Source organism: Nocardia sp. NPDC003726, from assembly GCF_053586955.1.
Genome location: NZ_JBSFNF010000002.1, coordinates 257,103 through 269,949, shown reverse-complemented (window position 1 = coordinate 269,949; position 12,847 = coordinate 257,103). Strand labels below are relative to the sequence as shown.

Sequence of the window (12,847 nt, the reverse complement as noted above, 5' to 3'; positions counted from 1 at the left end):
CGGCTACGGTGTGGCTCACCGCGCGGGCTCCGAGTCGGCCGTCGCCGGCTCGTCCGCGGCGCCTTCGATCACCCCGACCAGCAGCAGCTGTTCGCTTTCCGGCTCGTCGATCTCGTCTCGCCGGTCGGCGTCGCCGTATTCGATGACGCCGATCACCGGGGGCTGCTCGAGCACGGGGACATCCTGCGGCTCACCGGGCACGAACACCTTCGACTTCTTGCGGTCCTCGTCGCGCCTGCGCCGCCGCATCTGCGCCTTGGGTGCGGTCGCTCCGCGCGGTGCGGTCGGACGCGAGGCGGGCCCGCCGCCGGTCGGATTCGGCGACGCGCCGAACGCGGTTCCTCGGCCGAGGGACCAGTTGGACGGCATCCGGAAACCGCTGGCGGCGCCGGGCATGGCGTTCAGTCCTCCGGTGGTCATGTTGAGCGCCACCAGGGTGCCCGCTCCGCCGTACAAGCCCGCCAGCGTGGTCGAATTCTGCGACGCTCCGAGGAGACCTTGCTGGTCGAACGAGCCGTCCATCCCCGAATTGGCCAGTGAATCCGACAGCGACGAGTTGTTCATGTCCGGAAGCTGATCGGTGGGTTGTGTGGTGTCCACCGGCTGCGTGGTGTCGGTGGGCTGTGTGGTGTCGCCGGGTTGAGTCGTGTCGCCCGGTTGCGTGGTGTCGCCGGGCTGCGTCGTGTCACTCGGCTGGCTGGTGTCGGTGGGATCGGGATTGGATTTGACCGGATCGCTACCGGTGTCACCGGTCTGGTGATTCACCACGTCCTGGGTCGTGTGCCCGGTATCGGTGTCCAGCGGATTCGTGATATCCGGCGTGGACAGCAGGTTCGGCGCCGACTCCAGCCCCGAACCACCGTTGACGATCGGCAGGGGAACCTCGGGCGTCGGCAACCCGGCCAGCACTCCGGAGGCCGCGGTATCGTAGCCGGCCATCACCCCCGCCGCCGCTGCCGTGATCGCCAGATATTCGAGCTCGCTCAGCGCCATGGCCCCGAGGGTCAGCGGGGCCAGCTGCGTCGTGCTGGCGGCGGCGAGAGCCGCCTGTTTCGCATACCATTCCGCCAGCCACGCTTCCACACCCAGCATGGCTGCCTCGGCCTCGCCGAAGATCATCCCCAGCTCGGCCGCGGATTTCGCGGCGTCCATAGCGACGACGGCCTGCCTGTGCAGCCAGCCCGCGTGCTGACGAAATGCCGCTTGGGCGCGCTCGGACGACAGTCCTTCCCACGCCCCGCCCATCTCGGCCGTCGAGCCATCCGTGCCGCTGGCGGTGGCCGCCAACCCTGCGGCCAAGTCGGCATAGGCGGCCGCGGCAGTGGTGAGCGCGGACACGCCGGGGCCGGACAGCAACCGGTGGATGTTCACTTCCGGTGGCAACGCGAAGTAATCGAACGACATGAACGGCATGGCATCGGCCTCGCTCGCAGCGGCTCGGACTACTCGCCGAACGCCACGCCTCTCGCGCTGATGTGACTGTCGCCGGCGGCGTCCGCGGCGCAATAGCAGGCGTCCACCTCGGGCAGGTGCGGCTCGGCCATGATGCGGTGGTTCACTCCCTGGACCGTCTTGTCGTAGAGGTCGGTCGCGAAGCCGAAGAATGCCTCGGTGATCTTCTCGCTCACGGAATCGCAGCCCGGCGGTAGTGGGACACACCCGGCCGCGGTCGTACCTGTCGTCGCGGCCAGCGCGGCCGTCCCGGTGCTCAGTTGCGCGGCGATAGCGGGGAGTTGCCCTGGAGTGAGACTGAAGTACATGGAAAGCTCCTAACGAAGGGCGCCGTGCTCGCGTCGAGCGGTGCAATCAGAACGTTAAGGCATTCCCAGTGTTGGGGATAGCGGTGCGGGAAGCGCATTCCACCCTGTCCGGCCGAAACTCGTTGGGCCAGAATTGATCCATACATCCACGGCGGCACGTCACGTGACACGACCCGGGGGCCGCCCTCCCCGCATAGGACCGATGACATGCGATCGCCCTCGACGAAGTCCGTTCGAGCGAACTCGTCGAGGGCGATGGCGGATATCGTGGTCTCGCCTCGGGCGCGCGACAGCGACCCGAGCGGAGTCGCTAGATCCCGATCTGCGAGAACCGCATGGCCTGACCGGTGTCGACGACGCGGAACTGACCGTCGATACCGGACACAGCCTTGGTGGCCGCCTTCAGCTGGGTCAGCGCCTCGTTGTACTGGTCGATCTGCTGCTTGACGCGAGTCTGCAGGTCGCCGTTGGAGGTACCGGCGTCACCCTGGAAGTTCTCGGCGAGCAGCTTGGCCAGCGTGTCGCGCTCGCCCGCGTCGACCATCATGTTGCTGAGCACCTGGTCGGTGCGGATGACCAGGCCCTCGACGGCATCGTAATCATTCTTCAAAGCCATTTTCCGAAACCTTTCCTGATTGTTTTCTGCTGCGGATCCGGCATCAGAAATTGAGGTTGTATTTGTTGACCTGCGACGCGTTCTCCTGGTCCTGGCTGTCGAACGTCGCACCTGCGGCATTCAGCGCGTCGACGATTTCCATGAAGGTCTGGTGCAGCTTCGACCCCTTGTCGAGGGCTCCCTGCATCGCCGCCTGGATGGCGTTTCCGGTCGCGCCCTGGACAGCGGGCGCGTACTCCATCTTGATGCCCTCGAGAATACCCTGGTGGTTCTTGAAGGTATCGGCGTGCGTGAAGAACTTCTTGGCGGCGGCGTTGATCTCGGACGGGTCGCCGGTGTAGCCGATGGGCATATCTGTTCCTATCCTATAAGGCGTTTACGTTGCCTCGGACGGGTTCGCCGAGGACGTTGACAGCGTGTGCGTCGCAATCGTCGATGCGCGGCTCGGGCCATCGACGTCCTCGACCACACCGAATACAGGGGATCTCTCCAGTACCGGCACCTCCTGAGTTTCTCCGGCGACGAACACCGCCGCCGGACAGAGAGTTTCCCGTCGTTCCGGTGGCGTCCCGTCTGCGGCGCGATGGCGCCTCGCGGCCGAACGCGACTGTCCGCCCCGCGACCGGCTCGCAGACCTGCGCGAATCGGCGACGCTGCCGGAGATGGAACCGAGCATGCGCCTGAACTCGGTCGCGGCCTCCCGCACGTCCGGCGGCGCGATGCCGAGATCCGGGAGTGCCATGGCGAGACTCCAATCGAGCGTGACTACCAGCTCGGATCGAGCGGCTGCTAAGGAAAACGGTAATTTATTCCCAACCTTGGGATGGAGCGCCGAGGTCAGATCTGCTGTGGAATCCAGGCCACTTGGACGAGGTCACGCCGAGAACTCATGGGCTCCACGTAGATTCCGCGGCCCGGCGGCTGCTTGGTGGCGCGCACGTCGCTGATCAGCACGCCGTCGAGCTTCGAACCGTCCATGATCAGACCCGAGGAATTGAGGTTCTTCATCTGACCGATCACGTTGTCGTACAACGCCGTATCCGCCTGGGCGATATTGCGGGCGGCGATGACGTGCAAGCCGGTGTCGCGTCCGTCGACCAGGATGTCCTTCAGCGGCTCCAGCGGGTTCATCGCACCGCGCTGCGCGATCATGTGATAGTCGTCGATCACGACGAAGACCTCGGGCCCGGACCACCAGGACCGCTCCGCGAGCTGCCGGGTGGTCACGTTCTCCGGTGGGCGCCGCGAGCGCATCTTCTCCACCAGCGGCGGCAGCGCCTCGCGCACATCGCGCTCGTTGGTGACGTGCCCGATGAGCATCTCCTGCGGCACCGTCTCCAGATGCCTACGCCGGTAATCGATCAGCAACACGCGCGCCTGCGACGGATCGTACTGGCGTTTGATCGACTCCAGCAGCGCGGCCAAGGTGGTCGACTTCCCCGACCCCGTCGATCCGAGCACGATGAAATGTGTCGACACGCTGAAATCGATCGTCGCCGGACTCAGATCGGATTCCCGGACGCCGAACGGCACGACGAGACGCTGAGCGAGCGTCTGCGGCACCGGCCATCCCGCACGAACCTCGTCGATGCCGATCTGCGGCGGCAGCAGTCGCACCTGCGGCGCGCGCCTGCCGGGATAACGCTGCGCGACTTCGGCGACGGCGGCGGCGAGACCCTCGGCCGCCGAATCCGGCTCGCCGACGCCGTCGATACGCGGCAACGCCGTCAGCATGTGCAGGCCGTCGGTCGAGATGCAGCGACCGGGCCGGTTGGCCGGTATCGCCGCGACCACGGTGCGGTGGACATTGAAGGTCGTGTCGGCCAGGTCGCCCAGACGCATCTCCACGCGCGTCTGCATCAGGTCCTTGATCGCCGGGCGGATGGCGATCCAGCGCGAGCTGCTCACCACCAAGTGGATGCCGTAGTTCAGGCCCTGCAGGGCGATGGACTCCATCACCGGGGTGTACTCGTCGTAGTACGGGCCGTTCGTACCGAAACCGACGTCCCATCCGTCGATGACCAGGAAGATGTCGCCGTACGGATCGCGGTCGTGCCACGGCGGGGCGGTCGGGCCTTCGCGCAGTGTGCGGAACTTCCGGATGGAGTCGATCCCGAACTCGGAAAACATCGACTGCCTGCTCTCGAGCAGGTTCGTGACCAAGGCGATCGTGCGCCGGATGCGGTCGCCGTCCCTGGCCGCGGCGACCGATCCCACGTGCGGCAGGTTCGCCAGCGTCGTCAAACCGCCACCGGAGAAGTCCAGGCAGTAGAACTGCACCTGCTCCGGGGTGTGCGTCAGCGCCGCGGACATGATGAACGTCTGCAGCGCGGTCGATTTACCCGACTGCGTGCCGCCGACGATCGCCATGTGCCCGCCCGCGCCGGACATATCGACCGACCACACATCCTGGCGCTGCTGCCGAGGCTTGTCGACCAGCGCCAACGGCATCTGCAACGCCCCTTGCGGCACGGCGCGGATCATTCGCTCCAGCGTCGGTGGCGTACCCAGCGGCGGCAGCCACATCTTGTGCGCGGGCTGGCCGTGCCGGGCCAGCTGCTGCAACACCGCTTCCATCACCGTGATCGACTCGCCGTCGGCGGATTCGGGCGCCTGCTGGACGACGATCGGCTCGACCACCGTGGGCCGCGTGTCGACGATATGACCGGCGGTGAAGCGCTGCGGCGGCCGGTACCCCCCACCGGGTCGCCGCGCCCGCTGCGCGGAGGCCGCGGAGATCTGCGCGGGCGGCGCGTACTTCTCACCCACGTACGCGGCCTGGAAGCGCTGGAGGTCGCCGGAGCCGACGCGCAGGTAGCCCGCTCCGGGCTTTTTCGGCAGGTGGTAGGCGTCCGCGGTGCCGATCGCGTCACGCGAGTCGCTGGTTTGGTTGGTGCGCAGCGCGACTCGGTAGGAGAGATGGGCCTCCAGCTCACCCATGCGGTTCGCGGGCACCTTCTGCGACGCGAGCAGCAGGTGGATACGCAGCGATCGGCCCAACCGGCCGATGGCCACGAAGAGCTTCGAGAAGCTGGGATGCTGCTCGAGCAGTTCGGCGAACTCGTCGAGGATGATCAGCAATGTCGGCAGCGGGCGCAGGTCCGCGCCCTGCTCCCTGGCACGCTCGTAATCGGCGACGTTGGCGAAGTTCCCCGCGTCACGCAGAATGCGCTGCCGCCGGGCCATTTCACCGTTGATGACGTCTTCCATACGGGTGACGAGGTCGGCTTCTTCCTCCATGTTCGTCACGATGGCCGTCACATGCGACAGCCGGTCGAAACCGAGGAAGGTCGCGCCGCCCTTGAAGTCGACGAGCAGCAGGTTCAGAACATCCGGCGAATGCGTCGCCACCGCCGAAAGCACCAGGGTACGTAGGAATTCCGACTTACCCGATCCGGTCGCGCCGATGCACATGCCGTGCGGGCCCATGCCCTCTTCGGCCGATTCCTTGATGTCCAGATAGACGACGCCACCGGCCGGGTCATGGCCGAACGGAATGTTCAGGCGTGCCCGGTCCTGGTCGCGACGCCGGACCCACGCCTGCTCGACCCGGATGGCGCCGGGGTCGTCGATCCCGACCATCTCTTCCCAGGACGTGCCGCCGCTGGCCTGCTCGGCGGCCACCGCTTCGACCACGGTGGACAACCGGTACGGCGAAATGCTGCGCGCCATCGCCGTGATCGCCGCCGTGGACAGCGAGTCGGCGACTCCGACGCGACGCAATCCGCGCGGGGTCACCTCGTTCAGCGACCGGTCCTCGGTCACTTTGAAGCGCAGCGCCCGCGGCAGATTCTGCTCCGCGGGGCCGAGCCGCAGCCACGTGCAGCCGTCGATGCCGGAGATGTCACGGTCGCTGGCCGGTCCCCCGACGTCCACGATCAGCAGGAAGTGCGTGCGGTCCAGGGTGGGCTGCGAATTGGCCGAGAACGGGCCGCGATTGAGTCCGGCGAGCACCTTGGTGCGCAGCTCGGCCACGGTGCGGTAGACCATCCGGCTGGAGCCGATCGCGTCGGTCTCGCTCGGATGTTGGGTGTGCGGCAACCATTTCAGCCAGGACCATTCCGGCGCGTCCGGGTCGGACAGCACCGCCGCGACCGCCACCTGGTCCGGGCCGTGCAGCACCACCACCTCGGCGATCATCGCGCGAATCAGCCCGGCCACCAGCTCCGGGTCGCCGTCGATGCCGACCTGCGGCGCCGACAGCAGGTTGATCGCGACCGGCATGCCGCCGACCGTGGAGTAGGCCTTGGCGAAGCGGGTCAGTTCGACGACGCCGACCGGATCCAGATCCGAGGTGGGTGCGGCTTCCGGGACGATCACGCGCACCTGGTTGGCGATGCGCCCGCGACCGACCCGCACGCGCAGGAACTGCGGACTGGCGACCTGCACCTCCCACATCCGCTTGCCGCCGATCAACCGCGCGATCTCATCCGGACCGGGATGGGTGTACCGCAGGAAGGCGTGCAGCTCGGCTTCCGCCGCGTGCACCGTCTTGCGGTTGTCGGTGAGGCTGCGCAGATAGTCCTTGCGTTCCTCGTTCAGGCTCGCCGCGCCGCCGCTGGAGTTGCCGACGAACGCGCCGCCCATCATGCCGAACATCGACACCAGCATCATGGCCGGGAACATCAGCATCATCGGGTTCATGGTTCCGCCGCCGCGGAACATCATCACCATCATCCCGCACATGGCCGCCACCATGACCACGGGCATGATCATGCGCAGCCGCGACGGCGGCACCGGTTTGGGCAGCTCGGTGGGCGGTTGCAGCCGCAGCTCGGTCACGGCGGGAGCTTTGGGGCCGCGCACCATCCTGGCGGGCCGGACGAATCGGCGAGTGGTGGTCACTGCGAACCCCCGAGCCCCGCGACGATCTTGTTGTTCGGAATTCCGTCGTGTTGGATGCGAGCTTCCTTCTGGGACAGGGCCGGTCCGATCGCGAACAGCGAGATGATGCTCCACGGCGCCGGGACCGGGGCCCGCAGCGCGAGCGAGGTCAGAGTGGGGTCGGCGGCGCCGATACTGCTGGGGTCGGTGATGATGCCGTAGCGGACGCCGCTGTCGGAGACCCAGTACAGCGATTCCCGCAGCGGCGACCCCGGTTCCGCTCCGGTCACCTGGACGAAGCGACCGGTGTCGCGCGGCAGGTAGGCAGCGTCCGCGGTGGTGCCGCGCGAGGCCGCGGAGGTCACCAAGTCGACCGCGCGGCCCTGTTCTTCCTTGGTGAGCGGCAATTGCCTGCCCACCAGCAGTTCGGTGGCCGCGTTCGGATCGTTCCCCGAGCGCGACCAGTGCAGGCAGGTCACGCCGGACCGTTCGGGGTCGACCAGGCGGATGGGACGGGGCGGGTAGGTCGCGGTGCCCGGCCACTGTCCAGGGCGGAGATTCGCCGCGATCACGTCGGGTCCCACCGTCCGGGTGGACACCGAACCCTGCGAGTCCGCGTTGCGGACCATCGCCGCGAGCACCGTGCTGATCCGCACCAGTCCCGACTGGGAGACGAGGTAGTACGAGACGCCCTGGTCCGGCACCGACACGGTGAGCACCGATCCGACCGGCGTGGTGTATCCGTTGTTGAGCGTGATCGACTCGCCCTTACCCGGCACCTCGGGCACCCGCAGCGGCGGAGCCTCGGGAATGGCGTTGATCAAGCCCTTGGACGCCGCCATCACCGGAGCGGTCGAATCGATGCCGAGCGCCATGGCCACCGCGGTGTTCGCGAGATCGATCGCGGCGCGCACCACGCCCTTCTCGGCGTCGCCGTACACCAGCCAGGTCGTGGTGTCGTCGCGCAGCAACCGGGCCTCGCCGTCCCCCAGCGGGCGATTGGCGTCGCCGTCCACGGTGAGCGGGCCGCCGATCGCGGTCGTGCGCACCGCGGAGCGGCTCACGGTCGGCAGACCGGTGCTGGGGTTGACCGGCGCCGCCGCACCGGTGCGTGCCGTGTCGCACACCGTCCACGAGGAATCCCGCTCGTCGGTATCGACGATGCTGGCGGGCGCTCCGGGGATGCCGACCCACGGCCCGCGCGGGTATTTCGCCAGCTCGTCCCGGGAGACTTTCACCGGGGTGTCGGGAGAACCGACGATCAGCCGGGCCGAGGTCAGATTCAGCGCCGGGAACAGCCGATTGTTCAGGCGCACGAACAGGGCCCCGGTGTCCTTCTCCGCGACGATGTTCGAGTCCCCGACCTTCTTGGCGGGCTTGAAGAACGCCAGCACCGCAGCGCCCGCGATGATCACGCAGGCCAGCGCGATGCCGATGGACAGCGCGGTCGAGCGACCGCGCTGCGGGTCATCGATCATCGACGCGTCGCGTCGGACCAGCGCGTGCTCGATCCGGCGCAGCAGAAAACGCCAGCCGGAGATCTGGTGTTTGGTCACAACCCGGAAGCGCGCCACCGGTTCTCGTTCCTTCCGCCGCCCTCACCAAACCGTAACCAGCGGTCACAGCATGAATACGACCGCTATTCCCGCGACTGGGAACAGCGGACCAGCGGACGCCTCACACCCGCGTGCTCGGCGCCAAACCCTCCAGCGCCGCGGTGATGTCGAACGCGTCGATCGTCATGAGTTCCTCGTCGGTCATCGCGGCGATATCGGCGTTCTCCCTGGTGAAGCGATAGTCCCGCTCGGCTTCGGCGGCCTCGACCACGTTGCGCACGAAACGGCCGTTGCCGGCCAGGTCGATCAGCCGCCTGCCGTTCTTGGTCTGCCCCGCCAGTTCCTCACACCGCAGCCGCAGCACCTCGCGGGCCTCTTCGGAGAGGATCGAATCCTTCTTCCGCGCGATGTGCTCGGCGATCTGCACCAGTTCGTCGGCACCGTAACTGGCGAAACGGATGCGCTTGGTGAAACGGGAAGCCAGGCCGTCGTTCGACGCCAGGAACCGATCGATCTGATCCTCGTAACCGGCGATGATCACGACCAGCTTGTCGCGGTCGTTCTCCATCCGGGCCAGCAGCGTGTCGACCGCTTCCTTGCCGAACGCGTCGCCGCCGGAAAGACCTTCCTGGATCAGCGTGTACGCCTCGTCGATGAACAGCACGCCGCCGAGCGCCGTGTCGATCAGCGCGTTGGTCTTGGGCGCGGTGTGGCCCAGGTGGGTGCCGACCATGTCGTTGCGTGACACCTCGATGACATCGGCGTTCTCCACGACGCCCAGACCGGCGAAGATCTTGGCGATCACGCGGGCGATGGTCGTCTTGCCGGTGCCGGGGGGCCCCGAGAAGATCAAGTGCTGCGACTTGGAATCCACCGCGAGCCCTCGCTTGGCGCGCACCTGGTCCATCAGCACGCCGGACTTGAGCCGGTCGACCTGCTCCTTGACCGAGTCCATGCCGATCTGCGCCTGCAGCAGGTCGGAGGCCTCGGCGAGGAGACTCTCGCGCTCGGCGCGCGCCGCGCTGGCGGCCGCCTCTCGTGGATCGTCACCCGTCTTCGGGTCCCACCGGTTGGTCCTGGACGCGATGAGTTCCGCGGTGGCGATCTCGAAGCGGTAGGTCTTGTCGCGCACCGCGCGCTGCCATTCCTCGCGCTCCGGCCACAGCGCCGAGCCCTGCAGTCCCTTGAGGATCTTGTCGGCGGCGTCGTGATCGCCGTTGTGCCGCATGAGCATGCCGAGCAGGAAGTGCGCGTCGGCCCAGATGTAGGACAGATTGCCCGAGGAGCTGTCCTCCACGATCCGCTGCGCGCGCGGCATGGCCTCGCCGAAGCGTCCCAGATGGGCCAGCGACTGGGCGGTCATCAGCTCGGCAGCGATGTCGAGCAGGCCGTCCTCGAGCACCGGCCGCGCGTTGCGTGCGGCGAGCACCTCCGGCCACTGCTTGGTCCGGAAGTACAGCGACATGCGCACGAAGTCGGAGACGTCGTCGCGCGGGACCTCGTCGAGAATCGCCGCGGCTTCCTGCCATTCACCGCCTTCGGCATAGGAGCACGCCTGCGCGATCGCGATCTGGTCGCGATCGGCCATCGCGACGCGCAGGCCGTACATGCCGATCTCGACCTGGCACCACAGGGCGCGGTCGACCAGACCGGCCCGCTGCTGATCGCGGTAGAGATTGTGCACCGAGCGGTAGGCGCCGTAGATCACCTCCGAGGTGACCTCGCCGGCCATGGCCCGCCCGAGCCACGCATCGCACATGTCCGGGTCGAGGTCGGTGGCGGCCCGAAACGCCGCCGCCGCGTGCTGCTCGTTGCGCACGCCACCCGCGACCAACCCAAGATTCTGAACACCCGTGTAGAACGCGTCCTCGGCCGCTGACACTCGGACTTCCCTTCCGCCGATCTAGCCTGTTCAAAAGATAGATTCCGGCGTCGGACCCCGGGTCCAGCGCCTTCCCAGTCATGGGAAGCAGTCGTCACCGCGGAGACCGTGCTGTCACATGCCAGTTTTGAACGTGCCGTCGGTTAACGGTATGTTTACCTCGGGGCCGGCAATCATCCGCCTGCAGACGGCCCCTTCGGCGGCGGCTGGCCAGCCGCGATCCGGTCCCCCAGCCGCCGCACAGCAGGTCGGAGGACCCCGCGAAAATTCTTGCCGCTATTTAGGTGCACACTATTGAACGTTCCGACAGAAGAGGGTACTGTCTGAACACAGATCGCCAGTCCCTCATCCTGACGATCTGAACCCAATAAGCAACGGCCGGTGGCACCGGCAGGCCACCGGCCGTTGTGGGGGTAGGACTTCCCGCCGAACGGCGCTTCTACGTCTACCACTGCCGTCGATCCGACTCAGCAACCCATTCCCGTTCTTGGGAATGGGTTTTCGCGTTTCGGCGGCCTCGCTCAGCCGCGCGTGGGAGGCGCGTCCCCGTGCTCGGGCGCCGGTGCCGCCACCCGCGATCGCACCGAGTTCGCGTCGGCGAGCTCGGCGCCGTGCGCTTCGGCGCCCTTCTCCCCGACCAAGCGCAGTCGCGGCCGTGTGGACGGTGCGTGCACCACGGCGGGAACTTCCCGGGAACGACGGGTCTTGCTCCACGGGGTGACCGCGGGCCTGCGCACTTTCGGCGAGATCGTCTCCAGACGACCGCGCTTCGCCTGCACGGGGTTCGGCGTACCCGGCGGCTGCGCGGCACGTCCCCAAGGGGTGGCCGTCCCTCCCGGGTTCTGCTGCGCGGAGAACGCGACTCCCGCGACCGGCGCATCGGCCGAAGGCTCCTGACCGGCGGAAGCGACCGGCTCGGTGGCCGAGCCGCTTCGGCGAGGCTCGCAGTCGGACGCGGGTCGCTGCGCCACCTCCGACACCGCGTCGCCGCCGACCGCCGTTCCGGCAGGTGCGCCTGCGTGCGCGGACGTCGCAGGAGGGCTCATCAGTCCATCGAGCCGGTCCGCCGCGTCCTTCGGCGCGACCGCGGAGATCTGCGGGTGCCGCGCGGAGTCGGCGACCCGGCTCTGCGCCGATGCGGCCGAGGCAGAACGGTCGGCCACCGGGCCTTCCGCCGAAGGCGGCAAGGCGGAACTGTCACCGCCCTGGATCGGTACTCGCGCACCGCTTTCGCGTTCATGCCGATCGGCTACATGCCTGTCGACGGGCCGTTCCCTGACACCGACCGCGTTCGCCGCATCGCGCGGCGCGACCGGGACAGGCGCACCGCCGGTTCCCTGTCCGTCCAGACCGGATGCCGCTGCGGGGGCGGGCAGCCCCGCGCGCTGTTCGCCGCGCCCGAGCGGATAGTCCCGCGCGGTGTGGCCCGGAGCTGCCGGTCCGGCGTCGGCCACGGCGTGCCGCGCCGCGTCGTCGAGCAGCGTCGAGGTCGTGAAGTCCAGTGTCGAGACGTTCTCGGCGAAGTCCGCGGCGTGCCGCATGATGTCGTCGGCGTGGTCGTCGAGCACCTTCGCGAAGTGCTGCACGGCGTCGGGGTCGATGTGCAGCGGCTGGGGGCGACTCGACGACGGGACACCGAGCGCGTCGCGGGTGGCGTCGTAGACGATCCCCCTGACCAAGTCGTCGATCGCCTGCTCCAGCGGTTCGATCGCCTTGCCGACCACTTCGGCGACGATGTAGCCGATGAGGTACTGCGACATCTGCTCGCACACCCGGCGAGCGGCGGCGGCGACCAGCGGAGCCGACGAAGCGAGCGGCGGCGTCACCATGATCGAGGCGTAAGTCGCGGCCAGCGCGGCGAGTTCGGCCAGCACGGCGGCCTTGACCACGGTGATCACGGTCGCCGCCACGTCGAGCGCGCCGCCGACGAGCTCGCAGGCGCCCTCGAGTCGCCGCATGTGCGTGGCGCTCATGTGCGACCAAGTGGCGACCAGCTGCTGGTAGGACTCACCCGAGTAGAAAGCGCCCATCTGGCCGATCACGCCTGTCGCCGACTCGTGCGTGTCACGCACCTGCGCGGCGAATGTGCGCACATGCCCGGCCAAGGCGCGCACATCGTCCTCGTCGATGTCCGGGTACGGGATGCCGCAGATGTTGAGGAAGAGCGCTACCTCGCTGGGGATCTCGATCGCCACGCCGCACTCTCCTC

Annotated in this window: 8 protein-coding genes; all 8 read right to left on the bottom strand. The window is 67.9% G+C overall.

The features are described 5' to 3' along the window. Positions 1–15 precede the first annotated feature (15 nt). The 8 genes from ACWDMM_RS03735 to ACWDMM_RS03700 all read right to left on the bottom strand — a co-directional run bounded on the left by ACWDMM_RS03735 (position 16) and on the right by ACWDMM_RS03700 (position 12,833). Positions 16–1,404 carry a PPE domain-containing protein gene (locus ACWDMM_RS03735; protein ID WP_195077511.1) on the bottom strand — a complete coding sequence of 463 codons (1,389 nt, stop codon included), beginning with the start codon at positions 1,402–1,404 and terminating at the stop codon, positions 16–18. Between the two features lie 38 nt (positions 1,405–1,442). Next, positions 1,443–1,760, bottom strand: coding sequence for a PE domain-containing protein (locus ACWDMM_RS03730; protein ID WP_195077510.1), 318 nt, complete (start codon positions 1,758–1,760; stop codon positions 1,443–1,445). A 310-nt stretch (positions 1,761–2,070) separates the two neighbouring features. Continuing rightward, positions 2,071–2,376 (bottom strand): hypothetical protein, encoded by a 306-nt coding sequence (locus tag ACWDMM_RS03725; protein WP_195077509.1) that lies wholly within the window; start codon positions 2,374–2,376, stop codon positions 2,071–2,073. Between the two features lie 43 nt (positions 2,377–2,419). Continuing rightward, positions 2,420–2,728 carry a WXG100 family type VII secretion target gene (locus ACWDMM_RS03720; RefSeq protein ID WP_195077508.1) on the bottom strand — a complete coding sequence of 103 codons (309 nt, stop codon included), beginning with the start codon at positions 2,726–2,728 and terminating at the stop codon, positions 2,420–2,422. Between the two features lie 485 nt (positions 2,729–3,213). Next, positions 3,214–7,221 (bottom strand): type VII secretion protein EccCa, encoded by a 4,008-nt coding sequence (eccCa, locus tag ACWDMM_RS03715; RefSeq protein ID WP_195077507.1) that lies wholly within the window; start codon positions 7,219–7,221, stop codon positions 3,214–3,216. Then, positions 7,218–8,774, bottom strand: coding sequence for a type VII secretion protein EccB (gene eccB / locus ACWDMM_RS03710; protein WP_195077506.1), 1,557 nt, complete (start codon positions 8,772–8,774; stop codon positions 7,218–7,220). Before eccB ends, eccCa begins: the two co-directional genes overlap by 4 nt. 103 nt (positions 8,775–8,877) lie before the next feature. Beyond that, on the bottom strand, positions 8,878–10,638 hold the full coding sequence (gene eccA, locus ACWDMM_RS03705; RefSeq protein ID WP_195077505.1) for a type VII secretion AAA-ATPase EccA: 1,761 nt from the start codon (positions 10,636–10,638) through the stop codon (positions 8,878–8,880). Positions 10,639–11,159: 521 nt separating this feature from the next. Continuing rightward, positions 11,160–12,833 (bottom strand): WXG100-like domain-containing protein, encoded by a 1,674-nt coding sequence (locus tag ACWDMM_RS03700; RefSeq protein WP_449935793.1) that lies wholly within the window; start codon positions 12,831–12,833, stop codon positions 11,160–11,162. Positions 12,834–12,847 lie beyond the last annotated feature (14 nt).